This window comes from Sorangiineae bacterium MSr11954, assembly GCA_037157815.1.
GTDB lineage: Bacteria > Myxococcota_A > Polyangia > Polyangiales > Polyangiaceae > Pendulispora > Pendulispora albinea.
The window spans coordinates 10,052,776-10,072,223 of sequence record CP089984.1; the positions used below are offsets into that span (position 1 = coordinate 10,052,776).

The window sequence follows — 19,448 nt, forward strand, 5'->3', positions numbered from 1 at the left end:
GCGGTGTCTCCGAGATGAGATTCCGCAACGCAATCATCACTCTATTTGCGCTATTTGCGAAACAAAGCTCTCTCTCGACGCGCAATCCCAAGACGATTCTCAATTAGCCTCGATGAGCAGTCCCCATCGAAGCGTGATGCGCGATCGGAAGCACGGAGCCATCGCATCGACCGGCGCGTTTCCACGACGCCATGTCTCTCGAGCCGCGTGAAGGGCATACGTGCGGATGCACAAAAGCAAAAGGCCCGCGAAGCTCGCGAGCCTTTTGCCGTCTTACGTGTGCGGTGTGTTCGACCTTAGCAGCGCATCACGAGGCGCGGCGGCGACGACGCACGAGCATCATCGCGAAGCCGAGACCCGCGACGAGTGCCATGACGCCGGAGCCAGGAGCGCCAGTGGTGTTGCAATCGCAACCGCCGCCTTCGGTGGTGCCGCCGCCGTTGGGGCGACCGCCATCGTTCGTTCCGCCACCGGAGTCGGGGCGGCCGGTGCCGGAGTCGGTACCGCCGTCCTTACCACCGTCGCCCGCATCGGCGCCGGCGTCGCCGCCGGTGGAGCCGACCACGTGCGTGATCGTGCGTGTGCTGTTCGCGAAGGGCGAGTCGGCCTTTGCCTTGAAATCTACGACGAGCGTGTAGGTTCCTGCAGCCAGTCGTGGCGTGGTGACCGACGCCTTGCGGTTGCCATCGAGCTCCTTGGAGGCGATCAACGTTCCGTTCAGTTTGAATTCGACCGAACCGGCGACGACGGGCGTGGTTACGGCGCTCGAGACCGTTGCGGTAAACGTGACAGCCGTGTCGGGCGCGGACGGGCTGGCCGGAGCCGCAACCACGTCCACCTGGGTGGCTGCCTTATTGACCGTGTACGGGATGGTAGCGGTACCCGTCTCATGAGGGCTGACGGCGTTGTATGTCGCGACGATCGAGCGCGTGCCCACGGACAAATTTTGAGCAGTCCACACGGCCGTACCGCCGGTCAGGTCAATGGTGACGGTGGCCGGCGCCGATAGGGAATCCGCAAAGGTCACGGTTCCCGTGGGGGTGCCGGCGACGCTCGTCACGGTCGCCGTGAAGCGAACGGTGGTACCGAAGGTGGTCGAGGTCGGAGGATCCGCGGTGAGTACCACCGTGGTTTTGACCGGCTTGACGAGCTGCGTCCACGGCGGGTTCGTCGTGCTCCCGTTGAAACGATCGTCACCCGCATACACAGCAACGATCAAATGCGCTTCAGGAGGCGCGGAGAGCGGCGTCGACGTGATCGTCACCACGCCATTTGCGAGGACGCCTGTTCCAAGGTCCGTCCCCGTGGTGGTGTCGCGAAGGGTTACGTTCCCGGACGGAACGCCCGTTCCAGGGGCGTTCGGATTGACGGTCACTTGGAAGTCGACCCGAGCGCCCGGTGCCGACGGGCTCGTCGCGCTGACGGTCGTCGTCGTGTCGGCCTTGTTGATCGTGAACGGCACGACATTGGAGTCGCCCGGGTTGAAGAACTCATCGCCATCGTAGTGCAGCGAGAAGTTGTGCGGACCCACGCCGAGATCGGCCACGGTGATGTTGCCCGCGCCATTGGCCGGATCGAGCGCGATCGTCCCGTTGGGGATGTCGACGCCGTTGTCGCGGATGTGGACCAACTTCGTGGGGAAGCGGGGTTGGTCCGGACGCACCGTCGCGCGGAAGGTGATGCCTTCACCGTAGACGGACCTGTCGGTCGCGGTGGTCGGCGAGCTGACGGTGGTGGTCATCAGGCTCACGTTCGAGTTCTGCTTGTCCCAATAGACGAAGCCGGGGAACGCGACGTTGGCCGTGTTGGGGTTCGTCACCACGACATTGACGGTCCCCGCCTCGTGGGGCGGGCAGACGGCGACGATTTCGGTGTCGCTCACGACGATGGTGTTGAGCGACGCGGCGCCTCCGAACGACACTTTGGTGCCACCGCTGATGGTCTCGAAGCCCTGGCCGCGGACGCGCACGTCCAGACCACCCGCCACGGGGCAGTACAACGGCTCGACCGAGCTAACCTGCAGCGGCTTGCCGCAGCCCGCGACGTCGAGGCGATATTGCCCGCCACGACCGTCGTCCGCCTCGTTGACCACGACGGAGAAGTTCGTGAGGGGGTTCACCTTGATCTCGAAGGTTTGCGACTCTCCATTCGCGACCGGCTGGAGCGGATACCCTGCAAAATTGTTCGTGACGGCCGACGGGTTGAAGCTCCCCGTGTAGCCGACGGCGAACAAGTATTTCGGCGTGGGCGTGGGCTTCGCCGTGAGGGTCACGCTGATGCACGTCTGGGACGTGTTGTTCGTGAACTCGTACACGTCGTACCCGTACTGGCCCCCGACGACCTGCGGTGCGGGAACACTCGAGTCGCTGCACTTCGTCGCGGAAAACCCCTGGTTGATTCGACCCGTTTCCTTGGGATCCACACCGGGGGTGATCTCACCATCGATCCCATATGGGCAGGTTTCCACCGCCCCAGCGGTCCCGGCAACGAGCCAGAGACCCAAACCGACCACTATACCAAATAACCACCTAAGCATGGGTCACACCTCGCGAATGCTAGAAAGAGGCCAGTCCAATACCATGCGATTGTACGTTTCCGGACACGAATGCCGCCTCTGGTGCGCGAAATCGTCAAAATCAGCTGTATATCTGTAGCGTTGGCGCATTTTTCAACGGCTCAGCTGAGTGTCGCGAGCGTCGCGACTTGTCGCGGCCGAGCGTCCCTTGACTTCGAGCGCGCTCGAACTCCTATCAGTTTGCCCAAGACGCGCGGCACCGGAAAGCGGAGCCGGCGAGGAAAGGCAAACGAACATGGCAAAGACGAGAAAGCTCGGGGCCTTCGATGTGTCGGCGGTGGGCCTTGGTTGCATGGGAATGAGCGAGTTCTACGGCCCGAGCAACGGGCGCGACGAGGCGGAGTCCATTGCGACCATTCATCGCGCGCTCGAACTCGGTGTCACATTGCTCGATACGGCGGATATGTATGGACCGTACACCAACGAAGAGCTGGTGGGACGGGCGCTTCGCGGACGGCGGCATCAGGCCTTTTTGGCTACCAAGTGCGGCATCGTGCGCAGCAGCGAGGACAAGAGCGTGCGCGGGGTGAACGGGAGCGCCGAGTACATCAAGAAGGCGTGCGAGGCGAGCTTGAAGCGGCTTCAGGTCGACGTCATCGATCTGTACCAACTTCACCGCGTCGACCCTAACACGCCCATCGAGGAGAGCGTGTCCGCGATGGCCGATCTGGTGAAGGCAGGCAAGGTGCGGGGCATCGGGCTCTCCGAGGTGAGCGCGCAAACGTTGCGACGTGCGCACCAGGTGCACCCCATCGCATCGGTGCAGAGCGAGTACTCGCTGTGGACGCGCGATCCCGACGAGGATGGGGTGCTCGCGACGTGCAAAGAGTTGGGCATCGGTTTTCTGGCCTACAGTCCCCTCGGGCGTGGGTTCCTCACGGGGCAGTACAAGCGCTTCGAGGACTTCCCGGAGGACGATTACCGGCGCAATAGCCCGCGGTTCCAGGGTGAGAACTTCGCGAAGAACCTGGAGCTGGTGAAGAAGGTCGAGGGCATCGCCAAAGAAAAAGGATGCACGGCCTCGCAGCTCGCCCTCGCATGGACGCTCTCGCGCGGAGACCATGTGGTACCCATCCCCGGCACCAAGCGACGCAAGTACCTCGAGGAGAACGTTGGCGCGCTCGACGTCATCATCACCCCGGAGGATGCAAAAGCCATCGAGGCGGTGTTTCCCGCCGGCGCCGCGGCTGGTCAGCGGTATCCTGAAGCCATGATGGCGAGGCTCCGCGGATAGCCATGAACCACGTGGCAAAATCGGCAAATGCGGCGAGCGCGGCGGGCACGACCCATGTCATGGGCGTGTCGCGCGCGCCGGTCGCGGATGCCTCGGGCCAGGTGAATGGCCAGGTCCATGCGCAGGTGCAAGGACCTGGCGCGCCGCGCGATTACACCATTCGCGAGGTGGCTGCGATGACGGACGTGACCGTGCACACGCTCCGTTACTACGAACGCATCGGTCTGCTCGCTGGGGTGCCACGCTCGGCGAGCGGCCACCGCCGCTATGGCGAGGACGAGGTGCGGTGGATCACGTTTCTTCGGAAGATTCAGCGCACCGGGATGCCCATTCGCCACATGCTCGAGTACGCCCGGCTGATGCGCCGGGGGGATTCCACGGTGGGCGAGCGGCGCCGCCTGCTCGAGATGCACCGCGAGGAGGTGGAGACCCGCCTGGCCGATCTCCAGGCGAACCTGGAGGTCATCAAGTGCAAGATCGCGCTCTACGAAGAGAAAGAGCGTCACACGAGCACCGGCGTGCCGTTCGAGCTGGCGCCCACCAAGCACTGAAGGCGAGGCCGCGCTACACGGCGGTCTCGTGCAAATCGCCGAGGAGGCTGCGCGCCGCGCTCCGCACGCGATCCTCGGCCGCCTGCGTAAAGGTGCCGGAGGTGCCGTCGATGCGGAGCTCGTCGTCGAGCACGATGAGCGAGCTCCGGGAGCGGGCGCGGAAGAACGCGAAGAGGGACTGGTAGGCTCCATCGACCTCGCGTCCATGCGCCTCGAGACGGGTGGTGGCGATGCCGAGCGCCGGCCGGGAGACCAAGGCGTCTTGCGGGAGCAGATCGACGATGGCCTTGAGCGCGCCGGCGTAGGTGGCCTTGTAGACCGGGGTCGAGAGCACGATGGCCGACGCTTCCTTCACCGCGTCGAGGTAGCGCACGATCTTGGACGCGCTGGTGCGCGCGAGGAAGACGTCCTCGGCGTCGAAGTCGTGGAGGGAAAAATGGTCCGCCGCGAAGCCCTCGGACTCGAGCTCCTTCGCGACCGCGGTGGCCACGAAACGCGAACGGGACGTGGGTGAAGGGCTCCCACCGACGAAGACGATTCGCCGGCCTTTGCTGGTCATGGTTTATCTCCGCTGAAGCCGCCGAAGCTTCGCTTGTAGTGAACGAGCGGGCGCCCGTGCGTGCTCGACGTGTGCAGCACGCGCCCGAGCACGATGGTGTGGTCTCCTGCCGGATGCCGCTCGTGGCATCGACACTCGAGGTGCACCAGCGCGCCCTCGATGAGGGGCACCTGGGCGACGGGGCCTTCGCACAAGGGAACGTCGCGGAAGCGATCGACCTTCTTCTGCGAGAACTGCGAGGCGATCCACGCTTGCTCCTGCGCGAGGATGCTCACGCCGAAGTGCGCGTGCACCAAGAAGCGATCATGCAAGCTCGCCTGCTTTCCCACGCAGACGAGGATCAGCGGAGGGTCGAGCGACACCGATGTGAAGGCCGAGGCCGTGAAACCCACGGGACCTTCGGGTGCGCGCATGGTGATGATGGTCACGCCGCTGGCAAAGTGGGCAAGGCTCTCACGAAACGCCGACGACGAAATCGCATCCACCATGTTGGTCTCCTCCCTCTCTATAAGGCCATCTGGAGACCAAAGCACGAGCTTGCTCGCTTTCCGGTAGCACGCGAACGGCGAGCGACCCAGGGGTGGAAGGTACAACGAGGAAATCGCTCAATACCAAATTCACGCCAAGGCTTCGGAGCGCGACGATGCGCTCGGCAACTCGTGCAGCGGCCCCGATCGCGGGCGTCGGAGTGGTCCGTTGCTTCTGGAGCAGCAACGAGGTGCGTGCGGGGTGTTGCTGGAGGAGCAGTTTGCGATGCGGCGCGCGATCGGGAACGTTCACCGGCGTGCGCCGCTATCCTCGGCGAGGACCCGCACATAGGTGGCACGTCGGTTGCGGAGCGGGATGGCACCCATGGACATCCTCTGGTTTCTCCCCACGCACGGCGACGGACGGTACCTCGGCACCACGGAGGGTGCGCGCGCGGTGGATCTGGCGTACTTGCGGCAGATCGCGCAGGCTGCGGATTCGCTCGGCTACTACGGCGTGCTGCTCCCCACGGGGCGCTCGTGCCAGGACGCGTGGATCGCGGCGGCGACGATGATCCCCGTCACGGAGCGGCTTCGGTTTCTGGTGGCGCTTCGTCCGGGGGTGACGTCGCCCACGACCGCGGCGCGCATGACGTCGACCTTCGATGCGCTCTCGAACGGGCGCCTCTTGCTCAACGTGGTGACGGGCGGCGATCCCGGGGAGTCGGAGGGGGACGGGATCTTTCTCTCCCACGACGAGCGCTACGCGGCGACCGCGGAGTTTTTGGCGATCTACAAGAGGGTGCTCGCGGGGGAGAGCGTCGACTACGAGGGAAAGCACTTGAAGGTGCGCGGCGGCAAGCTCCTCTATCCGCCGGTGCAGAAGCCGCACCCTCCCCTCTACATCGGGGGCTCGTCGCCGCCGGCGCACGCCGTCGCCGCGCGCGACGTGGACGTGTACCTCACGTGGGGCGAGCCGCCCGATGCCGTCGCCGCCAAGCTGGCCGATGTTCGCCGCCGCGCCGAGGAGCATGGGCGCAAGGTGCGGTTCGGGCTGCGCGTGCACGTCATCGTGCGCGAGACGGCGCGCGCGGCGTGGGAGGCCGCGGACGATCTCATCAGCCGCCTCGACGACACGGCCATCTCGGCGGCGCAAAACGCCTTTGCGAGCTTCGAGTCGGAGGGCCAGCGGCGCATGTCCGCGCTGCACAACGGCCGCCGCGATCGGCTGGAGGTGAGCCCGAACCTCTGGGCGGGCGTGGGGCTGGTGCGCGGCGGCGCGGGCACGGCGCTGGTGGGCGATCCCGATACGGTCGCGGCCCGGATGCGCGAGTACGCCGATCTGGGCATCGACACCTTCATCCTGTCGGGCTATCCGCACCTCGAGGAGGCGTACCGGGTGGCGGAGCTTTTGTTTCCGCGTTTGCCCATCACCGTCCGCCCGCGCACGGTGGAGCACAACGTCACGGGGCCCTTCGGTGAGATCATCGCCCTGCGCTACGCGCCGGGAACGCTGCGGGCCGCGGCCGCATCCACACAGCCTCCCTCACCCGCACCGGACGCGGAATGAACTTGAGCCGATGAAACGTGTCGGCGATGTGCTGCTGCGACGCCATCACCTCGGCGTCGATGGTGCGCGCGTCGCCGCCCACCTCGGCCACCTGGCCGAGGAACGCATCGACGATCTCCGGGTGCGCGTCGGCGAAGTCGCGCCGGCCCATGTAGAATGCACGATTCGGGGCCAAGCCGCGCGCATCGCGCAGCACGCGCGCCGGCATCGACGTTCGGAGGGACGCGAGCATGGGGTTCCAGATGGCCCACGCGTCCACCTCTTTGCGCGCGAACGCGCCGTGGGCGTCCGCCGGGGCCAAGGTGCGAAGCTCCACATCGTCGATCGAGAGCCCCGCCTCCTCCAAGGCGCGCACCACGAAGTACACGACGTTCGCGCCGCGGCTCAGGGCCAAGGTTCGTCCCTGCAGATCGGTCAAGGAGTGAATGCCCGAGGGCTCGTGCACCACGATGGCCTCCGCCTCCGGCGCAGGCGGCTCCGACGCGAGGTACACCAAAGGCGCCCTGTCCGCCTGCGCAAACACGGGCGGCGCTTCGCCCACCACGCCGAGATCGAGCGCGCCCGCTGCGAGCCCGTCCACCACGTGCATGCCGGTCGCGCACTCGATCCACTCGACGTTGGCGTCGTGCGCGGCAAAGATCGGATCGAGCCCGCGCGTGCTCTTGAGCCGCGCCAGCACGCCGAAGTTTTGATAGCCGATTCGCACGCGCATCGCGCCCGGGCGGCTGCGCACCGACGGCGCGAGGAGCCCTTGCTGCATCAAGCGCGCGCGCACGACATTGCGGCTGATGCCGAGCAGGCGCGCCGCGGCCAGTTGGTTCCGATCGCTCGCGGCGTAGGCCGTGCGAAACACCGTGTCTTCGATTTTGCGATACAGGTCCGGCTCGGGCTCTTCGAACCACGCGAGCAGCGCGGCCTCGAGCGCCGCTTGGGCGTCCTTCGCGGGTGCGCTCGCCTCGGGCCGGTGCGCGGCCGGGTGCGCGATGGGGGACGTGACGGGATACGCGGCCGCGCGGCTCGGGGGTGCGCTGGGCGAGCGCAGATCGTCCTCGGTCACCACGGCGTCCGTGCACACGGCCAGCGCGCGCTGAATGGCGTTCTCCAGCTCGCGGATGTTTCCGGGCCAGAGGTGCGCCATCAGATGGCGGATCGCGCCGGGGGAAAACGCGGCGCCGGTCAATCCCTGCTGCTCGGCGTACACGGCGAGGAAGTGCTTCGCGAGCGGCAGAATGTCGCCGGGTCGCTCACGAAGGGGCGAAATCGCCAGGTGGCCGACATCGAGCCGGTAGTACAGGTCCGAGCGAAAGCGCCCCTCGGCCACCGCCGACGCGAGCCCCACGTTGGTGGCGGCGATCACGCGCACGTCGACGGGGATCGGGCGCCGCGCGCCGATGCGCACCACCTCGCGCTCTTGAAGCACGCGAAGCAGCTTCACTTGGGCGCCCAGCGGCAGATCGCCCACCTCGTCGAGGAAGAGGGTCCCGCCGTGGGCCACCTCGAACCACCCGGGCTTGGCCCCGAGCGCCCCCGTGAACGCGCCCTTTTCGTGGCCGAATAGCTCGCTCTCCATCAGCGCCGGCGAGAGCGCCCCGCAGTTGACGGCCACGAAAGGCCGGTCTGCCCGCGCGCTCGCCAGGTGCACATGCCGCGCGACGATTTCCTTGCCGGTGCCCGTCTCCCCGGTGACCAGCACCGCGATGCCGCTGGCCGCGATTCGCTCGAGCCGCTTTAGCAGCGCGACCGAGCGCGCATCCTCGAAAACGAGCGCCCTCGCCCTCGACGGTGAATCGGTTCGAGCAAGCTGCAACACCGACATGGGCTCACGGGAACAGGCATACCATCATAACAGAAACATGTCCACTATAGCAGACATTCATCGTCCTGCGGGTCTCGAGCGCCCGAGATCGCACGGGCCACGTTAGACCGCGCGGACCGCGTGAAACCCACACGCGCCGCTTGAACCGCGCAGACTGCGTGAAACCATACGGGCCGCTTGAACCGCGCGGATCGCGTGAAACGGTGCGGGCCGTCGGGAGACCTCCTCCCGCATGAGCAGGACGTAACCGCGGAGCTTTCGCGACGCCTTAGTCCGGCATGACCCGGCGTGGACCGGTTCCGTCCAGCAGATCGACTGGACTGCACTTGTCGATGTGGCCGATGAGCCCGCGGTAGATCCCGTACCCCACGAGCTTGCGCAGGCGCGGAGAGAAGCCGCGCGCCGTCTCCAGCGGGATGCCCAGCTGCTGGTTCTCCTGTTGGCGAAGGAAGCCGGCGCAGTAGTTCATCGCGATCCCCACCCGCCGCATGGACGTGCGGTTGGCGCCGCCGCCGTGCCAGAGGCTGCCGTTGAACACCAGGACGCTTCCGCGCGGCATTTCGGCGGGCACCGTATCGTAGTGGACGCCGAGCTCCGGCGAGCGATCCCGGTGGTGCGATCCCGGAACGACGCGGGTGGCCCCGTTGGCCTCCGTGAAATCGGTGAGCGCCCACATGGTGTTGCAGATGATGGGCGCATGCGGCTTGCCGAGCGGAATGAGCTGATCGTCCGCGTGAACGGGCTGCGCGTCCTGCCCCGGATCGATGGCGATCGACGAGAGCGAGGACACCAAGCACCCCCGATCGAGCACCGCCTCCACGATGGGGAGCACGTTCTCGTGCACGGGGATGGCTTCGTAGAGCTTTCCATGCGCCAGCAGGTTGTAGATGCGCACCGTCTTCGTGCCCTCGAAGAGGTTCACGGCCGGCTTGGCGCCGAGCTCGCGCTCCAAGCGCTCCAGATCGCGCGCGATGCGATCGATCAGGTCGGGCTCGATCGCGTCCTCGACGATGGTGTACCCATCGCGCGCGAGCCGCTCGAGGTGCTCGGCCATGGTGCTCATGGCAGGGCGCTCATCGCGAAGCTCACGCCGCGGGGGTCACTTCTTGAAGACAATCGGCTGCCCCAACTTCGGGTCGAGCTTGCACGCCGTGTCGTGCGTGTGGAGCATCGAGAGCGGGTGCACGACGATTCGAAACAAGTGAAAGAGGCTCCCCACGTAACCAAGTTGGTAAACACCGGTGAGGGCGCCGAGAATGCCAAAGAGCACCGGCACGCCAATCATGATGACCATATAGGCGACGAAGATCTTGATCCCAATCGACTTCAGGTCGGAGCGCGGCAAAAACAGGTGCCCCAACCCCGGCAAAAAGAACGATAGGAGCGCGCCCGGAATCCAAGGATTGGTGAGCTGCCCGCTGACGATCCCGGCCAGCGGATCCTGCATTTGTCCGGCTCCCTGCTGCGGATATCCCTGCTGAGGGTACCCTTGTTGGGGATAACCCTGTTGCGGATAGCCTTGTTGCGGATAGCCCGCCTGCTGCTGCTGCGCCTGTTGCGGATAGCCTTGTTGCGGATACCCTTGTTGCGGCTGCTGCGGATAGCCCGCTTGCTGCGGATAACCCGGTTGACCGTAACCAGGCTGCTGTTGCGGCGGCGCATAACCGCCTTGCGGCGCGTACCCTTGCCCGCCTTGCGGATATCCTGGCTGACCTTGGCCCGGCGGTGCGTATCCTGGCTGCTGCTGCGGCGCCCCATAGCCAGGAGCGGGGTTCGGTGCGCCCTGCGGAGACTGCGGCGCATAACCGGGCGGGTTGACCGCGCCTTGCTGAGGGGGCGGCCCATAGCCGGGATAGCCGGGTTGACCTTGCTGCGCGGGCGAAGGATGACCGCCTGCGCCTGCGCCTGCAGGGCCAGTCGGGCCAGTCGGGGCCTGTGGATACGGGGGGTGGCCCTGGTACGGATTTCCGTTCCCACCGTCATTGTTGAAATTGGCCATCCCAGCGAGCGTACTCTTCTTGCGGGCCCGCGCCAATGAACACAAACGAATTCGAAAGCAAGGCCCGGAGTGTTCGTCCGAGCAGCGGTCCTTAGGGTGGAGCATCATGATGAACGCAATGGTCTCGCACCCTGGTCCCGCTTCACGATCGGAGACGCTCTCGCTCGCAACCCACGATGGACGTTGGGACGCGGTGGTGCGGCGCGATCGCGCGGCCGATGGGTCGTTCTTCTATTCCGTCAAAACCACGGGGGTTTACTGCCGACCTTCGTGCGGTTCGCGGCAGCCGCGCCGTGAAAACGTGGAGTTCCACACCACGGTGGGCGAAGCCGAGCGCGCGGGCTTCCGCCCTTGCAAGCGATGCCATCCCGACGAGTCCGCGTGGACCGAACGGCACGCGGCCGCGGTGGCCAAGGCTTGCCGCATGATCGAAGAAGCCGACGAAATGCCCTCGCTCGACGATCTGGCCGATGGCGTGGGCATGAGCCGCTTTCACTTTCATCGCGTGTTCAAAAAGCTCACCGGCGTCACGCCCAAGGCCTATGCAGATGCACATCGAGCGGGGCGCGTGCAGCACCAGCTCACGCAGGCAACCACCGTGACCGAAGCCATTTACGGCGCCGGCTTCCAATCGAACGGGCGCTTCTACGCGACATCGTCCAAGATGCTCGGCATGACCCCCACCGCCTTCCGCAAAGGCGGCCGTGGCACCTCGATCCGGTTTGCGGTCGGCGAGTGCTGGCTCGGCTCGGTCCTGGTGGCCGCCACCGACAAGGGCGTTTGCGCCGTGCTCTTCGGCGACAACCCGGAGCTGCTCGTGCGCGATCTGCAGGATCGCTTTCCGCAGGCGCAGTTCGTGGGCGGCGACCTCGATTTCGAGTCCATGGTCGCCAAGGTAATCGGCCACGTCGAGGCCCCCGAGCAGAGCCTCGATCTTCCGCTCGACGTGCGCGGCAGCGCGTTTCAAAAGCGCGTGTGGCAAGCGTTGCGCGAGATCCCCCCCGGCTCGACGGCGAGCTACGCCACCGTCGCGCAGCGCATCGGCCAGCCGAAGGCCGTGCGCGCGGTGGCGCAGGCTTGCGCGTCGAATGCCATCGCGGTGGCCATCCCGTGCCATCGCGTGGTCCGAACCGATGGCTCGCTGTCGGGCTACCGCTGGGGCGTCGAGCGCAAACGTGCGCTCCTCGAACGCGAGCGCGAGCGCGAGGCCGCTTCGTGAGCGGCGCCTTGCACGCGACGACCTCACGCCCGCGGCGGCAGCACGGCCCGAGCGCCTCGATCCCCGAGCGGATCGAGGCGCTCGATTGGAGCAAGGTGGGCGCCGATCTGGACGCGTATGGCTGCGCCACCACCGGCCCCTTGCTCACCGAGAACGAGTGCGCCGCCCTCACGGCCATCTACGAGCGCGACGACCTCTTTCGAAGCCGCATCGTGATGGCCCGGCACGGCTTTGGGAGCGGCGAGTACAAATACTTCGCCTACCCGCTGGTGCCGCTGATCGCCGAGCTGCGGGCGGCGTTTTACCCGTCGCTCTCGGAGATCGCCAACCGCTGGAACGAAGCGATGGGCATCGACGTTCGCTACCCGCGCGATCACGCCGACTTCTTGGAGCGCTGCCACCAGAGCGAGCAGGTCCGCCCCACCCCGCTCATCCTCCGGTACGGCCCGGGCGACTACAACTGCTTGCACCAAGATCTCTACGGCGAGCACGTCTTTCCATTGCAAGTCGCCATCCTCCTCTCGCGCCCCGGCGCCGACTTCACCGGCGGCGAGTTCGTCCTCACCGAACAGCGACCCCGCATGCAATCGCGCGCCGAGGTGGTGCCCCTCGCGCAAGGCGAAGGGCTCGTCTTCCCCGTCCACCACCGCCCCGTCCGCGGAACGCGCGGCATCTACCGGGTCAACATGCGGCACGGCGTCAGCCGCCTGCGAAGCGGCGCGCGCCACACCGTCGGCATCATCTTCCACGACGCGACGTAGCGCCTTCCGCCCCCACTTCGACTCACCGATAACCTATCTCGATTCGAGCCAATCAATACGGCCCGAATTTATCGAGTTGCGTCCTTTCGACGATAGGCTATCGTCACCCCAGATGCCGCTCTCGCTCTCGAAATCGCGCCCCCTGGCCCGCCCGAGGCCCGCGATCACGCGAAAAGAGAGCAACGAGCTGACCCGCCGGCGCCTCGTCAACGGCGCCATCCAGCTGCTGCGCGAAAAAGGGGTGGCCGGCGCCACCACCGGCCGCATCGCCAAGGCGGCGGGCATCAAGCAGTCGAGCTTCTACGCGCACTTCGCCGATCGCGACGAGGTGCTCGAGGTGGCCGCCGGAGAGATCGGCGGCATGGTGCTGGAGAAGATGAAGCGCCAGCACGCCAAGCTCGATCCCAAGGACGTAAAGGGCTCCGTGCGGCGCGCCTTTCGATCGATGGGCGCGGCGTTCTTCTCGGAGCCGGAGCTCACGCGCATCTTCCTACGCCATCGCTCCGACGATACGTCGCCGCTCGGGCGGACCTTTCGGCGGCTGCTCGATCGGGCGCGGCTCGAGCTCAAAGAGAGCTTTCACCTCTACGGCCTCACGGCCAGCGCCGAGGCGGCGCAGCTCTATGCAGAGGTCATCGTCGCTTCGACCATGGGGGTGCTCGAGGCGGTCTTCGACGGACGGGTGCGCGACGCCGATGCGGCGCTCGATCTTCTCGGTGAGGTCACGTTTGCAGCGCTGCGCGCTGCGGGGCAAGAAAGAAGGCTGACGGATGGCGGAAGCGACAGCGCGTAGAAAATCGTCCACGTTCGAGCGGGTGGCCCGCGGTCCCCTGCGGCTTCTCACGCAGTTTGGAGGCGCCGAGTTCGCGGATAAATTGGGCCTGCGCGGCCCGGCGGCCAAGATCCTCTACCACGGGGCGAAGACGAGCATGCGCGCGGCCACCAAGGCGGCGACCGTCCTCTCCGGCTCGAAGAGCTCCGGGCAGAAGCCGGCGCGGCTCAAGTCCGCCGCCGGCTCCGGGCTGTTCGATCCCACGCCCACCCAAGAGCAGATCCTCATCCGCGACACCATGCGCCGCTTCGCCGACGAAGTGCTGCGCCCGGCCGCGTACACGGCCGACGAAGCGGCCAAGGCGCCAAAGGAGATCCTCGAGCAAAGCCAGGGCCTTGGCCTCGCGCAGCTCGCCATCCCCGAGGCGCTCGGCGGCATGGCCGAGGTGCGCTCCCACGTGGCCGGCGCGCTCATCGCCGAGCAGCTCGCGCGCGGCGACATGGGCCTCGCGCTCGCGATCTTGGCGCCGCTGGGCGTGGTGAACGCCATCGTCGACTGGGGGACCGCCGAGCAGCAAGAGCGCTACCTCGCTCCGTTCCTCCAAGATACATTCGTGCCCACGGCCCTGGCGCTGGTGGAGCCGCGCCCCCTGTTCGATCCCATGCGCCCGCAGACCGGCGCCGTGCGGACCGACGGCGGATGGACCCTGCACGGCGAAAAGTCGCTGGTGCCGCTCGCCGAGAGCGCCGCGTTCTTTGCCATCGTCGCCGATGTGCGCGGCAAAGGCCCGCAGGTTTTCCTGGTGGATCGCGACACGCCGGGGCTCACGATCGCGCCGGAGCCGGCGATGGGCCTGCGCGCCGCGGGCCTGGGGCGGCTCACGTTGAAGGGCGCGAGCCTCCCTGCGAACGCGCTCCTCGGCGGCGATGGCTCGTCGTTCGATCTCGGCACCTTGGTCGATCGCGCGCGCATCGCGTGGGGCGCCATGGCGGTGGGCACCAGCCAGGCGATCCTCGATTACGTGATCCCCTACTGCAACGATCGCCAGGCGTTCGGTGAGCCGGTGTCGAACCGGCAGTCGGTGGCGTTCCTCATCGCCGACATCGCCATCGAGACGGAGGGCATGCGGCTGCTCGTGCACCGCGCCGCGAGCTTGGCCGAGCAAGGCGGGAGCGTGGCGCGCGAAGCATCCTTGGCGCGGACGCAGTGCGCGATCAAAGGCATGAAGATCGGCAGCGACGGCGTGCAGCTCCTGGGCGGGCACGGGTTCATCAAGGAGCACCCGGTGGAGCGCTGGTACCGCGATCTGCGGGCCATCGGCATCCTGGAAGGCGTTTTGTCGGTCTGATCGAGAGACGAAAGAGACGGGAGCACGTCCATGAACCTGGAAAATCCGAAGAAACTTCGCCCCATCGTCGAGCAGGCGCGTCTGGTCGCCGAGAACGTCTTTCGCCCGATCTCGCGCAAGTACGACACGGCCGAGCATGCGTACCCCAAGGAGCTCGACATGCTGGCCGCGCTCCTCGACGGCATGAACGAGGGCGGCGCACGGGCGTCGGCGAGCCATTTGAGCCAGGACGATGGCAGCTCGTCGCCCGAGGCGAGCGGCACCACCCGCAACGGTGGAAACCTGACCGGCGTGCTCGGCACGATGGAGCTCTGTTGGGGCGACGTGGGCCTGTTGCTCACCATCCCGCGCCAGGGCCTCGGCAACGCCGCCGTGAGCGCGGTCGGCACCCCGGAGCAAAAGGAGAAGTTCAAAAAGAGCTGGGTCGCCATGGCCATCACCGAGCCAGGCGCGGGCTCCGACTCCGCCGCCATCCGCACCAGCGCGCGGCTCGATGGCGACGAGTGGGTGCTGCGCGGCGAGAAGATCTTCGTGACCGCGGGCGAGCGCGCCGATGCGGTCGTCGTGTGGGCCACCCTCGATCCGGCGCTGGGGCGCGCGGCCATCAAGTCGTTCCTCGTCCCCAAGGGCACGCCGGGGATGAGGGTCGTGCGGCTCGACAAAAAGCTGGGCATCCGCGCCTCGGACACGGCCACCATCGAGCTGGACGACTGCCGCATCCCCAAAGAGAACATCCTCGGCAGCCCCGAGATCGACACGAAGAAGTCGTTCGCGGGCGTGATGAAGACCTTCGACAACACCCGCCCGGTGGTCGCCGCCATGGCCGTCGGGGTCGCGCGCGCCGCGCTCGATCGTGCGCGGGAGCTCTTGAAGCGCGCCGGGGTGCTCACGCGCGAGGAGCGCACCTTCACCCGGGCCCCCGCGGCCGAGAGCGAGCTGCACCGACTCGAGGCCGAGCTGGAAGCGGCGCGCCTCCTCACCATGAAGGCCGCGTGGATGGCCGACAACGGCATCCCCAACTCGCTCGAGGCCTCCATGGCCAAGGCCAAGGCCGCGCGGGTGGCCAACGAGACGACCCTCAAGTGCGTGGAGCTCTGCGGAACGGTGGGCTACGCCGAGCAGGAGCTCCTGGAGAAGTGGGCGCGCGACTCCAAGATCCTCGATATTTTCGAGGGGACGCAGCAGATTCAAATGCTGATCATCGCGCGCCGCTTGCTCGGAAAATCCAGCACCGAGCTGCGCTGATCGCGGCGTCCGGCGCACGGCGCATGGCGGGCGCCGCGCTTGAAAAAGCGCGGTGCGCGCTCTACGTACCGAGAACGTCGATGTCCGAGCATCCGCGCGTTCGCATTCAAGGTGTGCAGCTCCTTTCGGACGACTGGTACATCTTGAAGAAGACGACATTCGACTACCTCCGCCGGGACGGAAGTTGGCAAAGGCAAAGCCGCGAGACCTACGATCGCGGCAACGGCGCGGCGATCCTCCTCTTCAACCGCGAGAAGAAGAGCGTCATCCTGGTGCGCCAGTTTCGCTTTCCCGCCTTCGTGAACGGGCTCACGAACGGCATGCTCGTCGAGGCGTGCGCCGGCGTGCTCGAGACGAACGATCCGGAGACGTGCATCAAGCGCGAGGCGGAGGAAGAAACCGGCTACCGCGTGGACAACGTTCGAAAGATCTTCGAGGCGTACATGAGCCCGGGCTTGGTCACCGAGAAGCTCTATTTCTTCGTGGCCGAGTACTCGAGCCACTCCAAAGTATCGGACGGCGGCGGGGAAGAGAACGACGGCGAGGACATCGAGGTGCTGGAGCTGCCGCTCGACACGGCCCTCGGCATGATCGAGACCGGCGCCATCGCCGACGCCAAGACGATCATGCTGCTGCAGTACGCGAAGATCCACGGACTCCTCGACCGACCCGCATGACCGCAAAGGCCCCCAAGCTCACCTTGCTCTTCGACCTCGACGGGACGTTGGTCGACACCGATCCCCTCCACTTCCGCGCGTTCGGCATGCTGATGGAGGAGAACGGGAGGCCGCCGCTCGAGCTGAGCTTCTACAAGACCCGCATCATGGGGTACGGGTTCGTCGAGATCATGGCGCTCCTCTTTCCAGAGCGCAGCGCGCGCGAGCAGCACGTCCTGGCGGACCGCAAGGAGAAGCTCTTTCGCGATCTGGTGGGCACCTTGGAGCCCACCCCGGGCATTTACGAGCTGCTCGATTGGGCGCGGGAGCGGGGCGCGCGCTGCGGCGTCGTCACCAACGCGCCGCGCGAAAATGCCGCGCTGCTGCTCGCGTCGCTCGACCTCGAACGGCGCTTCGACACGGTGGTCATCGGCGAGGAGCTGCCGCACGCCAAACCGCACCCCCTGCCTTACTTGACGGGCCTCGAGCGGCTCGACGGCGTGGCGGGTGCGGCCCTCGCGTTCGAAGATTCGCTCTCCGGGGTGCGCGCGGCGGCGGCCGCCGGCATCGATACGGTGGGCGTGCGCTCGTCGTTGCCCGAGCAGGCGCTGCGCGACGCGGGTGCGCGTCATGTCATCGACGACTTTCGCGACCGCGGGCTATGGTCCGAGCTGTATCGACATGCCGGCGAAAGCTCGCTAAAAGCCGGTGAATGATCGGTGTCATCGGAGGTAGCGGTCTTTATCAAATGGAAGACATCGCCGATGCGCGGTGGGAGCACGTAGCTTCCCCCTTCGGCACGCCTTCCGACGCCCTGCTCTTCGGCCGCCTGGCCGGACAAGACGTGGTGTTTCTCCCCAGGCACGGTCGCGGCCATCGCGTCCCGCCGACCGACATCGATGTTCGCGCCAACATCGACGCCCTCAAGCGCGCCGGCTGCACGCAGATCCTCTCGCTCACCGCGGTGGGCAGCCTTCGGGAAGAGTTGCCGCCCGGCACCTTGGTGGTGGTCGATCAGTTCATCGACCGCACCTTCGCGCGCACGAAGACGTTCTTCGGCCCGGGGTTCACCGCCCATGTTTCGGTCGCCGATCCGGTGTGCACGCGCATGGGGCATATCGCGGCCGGCGCGGCCAAGGAGCTCGCGATCCCGGTGGCGCACGGGGGCACGTACATCGTCATGGAGGGGCCGCAGTTCTCCACCCGGGCGGAGTCGGAGCTGTATCGCTCGTGGGGCGCCTCCGTCATCGGCATGACGGCCATGCCCGAGGCCAAGCTCGCGCGCGAGGCCGAGATGTGCTTCTGCACCATCGCCATGGTGACCGACTACGACTGTTGGCACACGGCCCACGTCGACGTGACGGCCCACGCGGTCGCCGAGGTGATGAAGCGCAACGGCGCCCATGCGCAGAACCTCTTGCGCAAGGTGATCCCGCAGCTGGGTACGTGGAGCGGCCCGTGCGCGCACGGCTGCGACAGGGCGCTGGAGGGGGCGGTGATGACCGCGCCCTCGACGTACGATGCGGAGCTGGTGAAGAAGCTCGACGCGGTGTGTGCGCGCTTTTTTGCGAAAGGAAATCGATCATGACGCGGGAGCTTTTTGGAAAGGGCCCCGATGGAGAAGACGTCCATCGCTATGTGCTCACCAACGCGGCCGGCGTCTCGGTCGATCTGATCAGCTACGGCGCCACCGTCCGCACGCTGAACGTGCCGGATCGCGACGGCAAGCCCCGCAACGTGGTGCTCGGCTTCGCGACCATGGAAGGCTACCTGGGGCATCACCCCCGCTTGGGCGCGACCATGGGGCGCTTCGCGAACCGCATCGCCGGCGCAACGTTCACCTTGGACGGCACCGTTCATCGGCTGCCGGTGACCCACGGCGGGAACACCTTGCACGGCGGCAAGCGCGGCTTCGATCAGTACACGTGGCGCGAGATCGAGGCCGGCGCGGGCCCGGAAGGACAGCGCGTCGTCTTCGAGCACACGAGCCCCGACGGGGACGAAGGGTTCCCCGGCACCTTCACGGTACGTGTAACCTACACGCTTACGGCGAAGAACGAGCTGTGCATCGACTACCTGGCGACCACCGACAAGCCCACGGTGGCCAACCTGACGAACCACAGCTACTTCAATTTGTCGGGCGAGGGCTCGGGCGACATCCTCGATCACGAGCTGGTGCTCTTCGCCGACGCCTTTGCGCCGGTGCGGGCCGATCAAATTCCCACTGGCGAGCTCCAAGACGTCACCGGCACGCCCTTCGATTTTCGTACGGCGACCCCCATCGGTGCGCGCATCCGCCAAGGGCACGAGCAGCTCGTGTACGGGTGGGGCTACGATCATTGCTATGTCGTGAACCGGCCCGCCGGCGCGCCGGCCGATCAACCGATCCACGCGGCCCGGGTGCGGAGCCCGAAGAGCGGCATCGTGCTCGATACGTACACCACCGAGCCGGGGATCGAGTTCTTCACCGGGAATGTGCTCACGGGCGCGCTGGTGGGGCCGAGCGGATCGACGTACCGTCAGTGCGATGGCTTCTGCCTGGAGACGCAGAAGTTCCCCGACTCTCCGAATCAGCCGAGCTTCCCGTCGTCCGTCGTCCGCCCCGGAACGCCGCTGCGGAGCCGCACGATCTATCAGTTCGGCGTCGGCTGATCGCAGCGCGCCGCGAGGTCAGCG

The 19,448-nt window shown here is 66.7% G+C and carries 17 protein-coding genes and 1 pseudogene; 12 read left to right on the forward strand and 6 right to left on the reverse strand.

Translation table 11 applies throughout. From position 1 onward, the window contains the following. Window positions 1–307: 307 nt before the first annotated feature. Entirely contained in the window at window positions 308–2,536 is a 2,229-nt protein-coding gene (locus tag LZC94_39240) for an Ig-like domain repeat protein (protein WXB13857.1), read from the reverse strand. 274 nt (window positions 2,537–2,810) lie between these two features. On the opposite strand from LZC94_39240, the gene LZC94_39245 reads away from it, so the two are divergent. Together LZC94_39245 and LZC94_39250 are read left to right on the forward strand one after the other, a co-directional pair. Beyond that, the gene (locus LZC94_39245; protein WXB13858.1) at window positions 2,811–3,809 is read left to right on the forward strand and encodes an aldo/keto reductase; all 999 of its coding nucleotides are present in this window, start codon (window positions 2,811–2,813) and stop codon (window positions 3,807–3,809) included. 2 nt (window positions 3,810–3,811) lie between these two features. Continuing rightward, window positions 3,812–4,360: a MerR family transcriptional regulator gene (locus tag LZC94_39250; protein ID WXB13859.1), complete on the forward strand. Its 549-nt coding sequence runs from the start codon at window positions 3,812–3,814 to the stop codon at window positions 4,358–4,360. 13 nt (window positions 4,361–4,373) lie between these two features. On the opposite strand, the gene LZC94_39255 is transcribed toward LZC94_39250, so the two are convergent. Both LZC94_39255 and LZC94_39260 read right to left on the reverse strand, forming a co-directional pair. Further along, complete coding sequence (locus LZC94_39255; GenBank protein ID WXB13860.1) at window positions 4,374–4,919, reverse strand: NAD(P)H-dependent oxidoreductase; 546 nt, start codon at window positions 4,917–4,919, stop codon at window positions 4,374–4,376. Next, entirely contained in the window at window positions 4,916–5,407 is a 492-nt protein-coding gene (locus LZC94_39260) for a flavin reductase family protein (GenBank protein ID WXB13861.1), read from the reverse strand. Before LZC94_39260 ends, LZC94_39255 begins: the two co-directional genes overlap by 4 nt. A 364-nt stretch (window positions 5,408–5,771) precedes the next feature. Here LZC94_39260 and ssuD point away from each other — a divergent pair, with 364 nt between their 5' ends. Next, window positions 5,772–6,956 carry an FMNH2-dependent alkanesulfonate monooxygenase gene (gene ssuD, locus LZC94_39265; GenBank protein WXB13862.1) on the forward strand — a complete coding sequence of 395 codons (1,185 nt, stop codon included), beginning with the start codon at window positions 5,772–5,774 and terminating at the stop codon, window positions 6,954–6,956. Here the strand turns inward: ssuD and LZC94_39270 are convergent. From LZC94_39270 to LZC94_39280, 3 genes and pseudogenes are all read right to left on the reverse strand, one after another. Further along, on the reverse strand, window positions 6,871–8,772 hold the full coding sequence (locus tag LZC94_39270; GenBank protein ID WXB13863.1) for a sigma 54-interacting transcriptional regulator: 1,902 nt from the start codon (window positions 8,770–8,772) through the stop codon (window positions 6,871–6,873). The two genes, ssuD and LZC94_39270, sit on opposite strands and share 86 nt — an antisense overlap. 268 nt (window positions 8,773–9,040) lie before the next feature. After that, window positions 9,041–9,835, reverse strand: coding sequence for a phytanoyl-CoA dioxygenase family protein (locus LZC94_39275; GenBank protein ID WXB13864.1), 795 nt, complete (start codon window positions 9,833–9,835; stop codon window positions 9,041–9,043). Between the two features lie 387 nt (window positions 9,836–10,222). Next, window positions 10,223–10,456: pseudogene (locus LZC94_39280) on the reverse strand (hypothetical protein). 421 nt (window positions 10,457–10,877) lie between these two features. Between LZC94_39280 and ada the strand changes: the two are divergent. The 9 genes from ada (at window position 10,878) to LZC94_39325 (ending at window position 19,424) form a co-directional block, all read left to right on the forward strand. Beyond that, window positions 10,878–11,990, forward strand: a complete 1,113-nt coding sequence (gene ada / locus LZC94_39285; GenBank protein WXB13865.1) for a bifunctional DNA-binding transcriptional regulator/O6-methylguanine-DNA methyltransferase Ada — start codon at window positions 10,878–10,880, stop codon at window positions 11,988–11,990. 59 nt (window positions 11,991–12,049) lie between these two features. Next, window positions 12,050–12,751 carry a 2OG-Fe(II) oxygenase gene (locus tag LZC94_39290; GenBank protein WXB20305.1) on the forward strand — a complete coding sequence of 234 codons (702 nt, stop codon included), beginning with the start codon at window positions 12,050–12,052 and terminating at the stop codon, window positions 12,749–12,751. A gap of 112 nt (window positions 12,752–12,863) precedes the next feature. Beyond that, entirely contained in the window at window positions 12,864–13,544 is a 681-nt protein-coding gene (locus LZC94_39295; protein ID WXB13866.1) for a TetR/AcrR family transcriptional regulator, read from the forward strand. Beyond that, window positions 13,522–14,871: an acyl-CoA dehydrogenase family protein gene (locus tag LZC94_39300; GenBank protein ID WXB13867.1), complete on the forward strand. Its 1,350-nt coding sequence runs from the start codon at window positions 13,522–13,524 to the stop codon at window positions 14,869–14,871. Before LZC94_39295 ends, LZC94_39300 begins: the two co-directional genes overlap by 23 nt. Before the next feature lie 30 nt (window positions 14,872–14,901). Continuing rightward, a complete protein-coding gene (locus LZC94_39305) occupies window positions 14,902–16,116 on the forward strand; it encodes an acyl-CoA dehydrogenase family protein (GenBank protein WXB13868.1) in 1,215 nt (404 codons plus the stop codon). Between the two features lie 80 nt (window positions 16,117–16,196). Further along, window positions 16,197–16,793, forward strand: a complete 597-nt coding sequence (gene nudK, locus LZC94_39310; protein WXB13869.1) for a GDP-mannose pyrophosphatase NudK — start codon at window positions 16,197–16,199, stop codon at window positions 16,791–16,793. Next, window positions 16,790–17,488 (forward strand): HAD-IA family hydrolase, encoded by a 699-nt coding sequence (locus LZC94_39315; protein WXB13870.1) that lies wholly within the window; start codon window positions 16,790–16,792, stop codon window positions 17,486–17,488. The genes nudK and LZC94_39315 overlap by 4 nt, the downstream gene beginning before the upstream one ends. After that, window positions 17,485–18,360 carry an S-methyl-5'-thioadenosine phosphorylase gene (locus LZC94_39320; protein WXB13871.1) on the forward strand — a complete coding sequence of 292 codons (876 nt, stop codon included), beginning with the start codon at window positions 17,485–17,487 and terminating at the stop codon, window positions 18,358–18,360. Before LZC94_39315 ends, LZC94_39320 begins: the two co-directional genes overlap by 4 nt. Further along, window positions 18,357–19,424, forward strand: a complete 1,068-nt coding sequence (locus LZC94_39325) for a galactose mutarotase (GenBank protein WXB13872.1) — start codon at window positions 18,357–18,359, stop codon at window positions 19,422–19,424. Before LZC94_39320 ends, LZC94_39325 begins: the two co-directional genes overlap by 4 nt. Window positions 19,425–19,448: the final 24 nt, after the last annotated feature.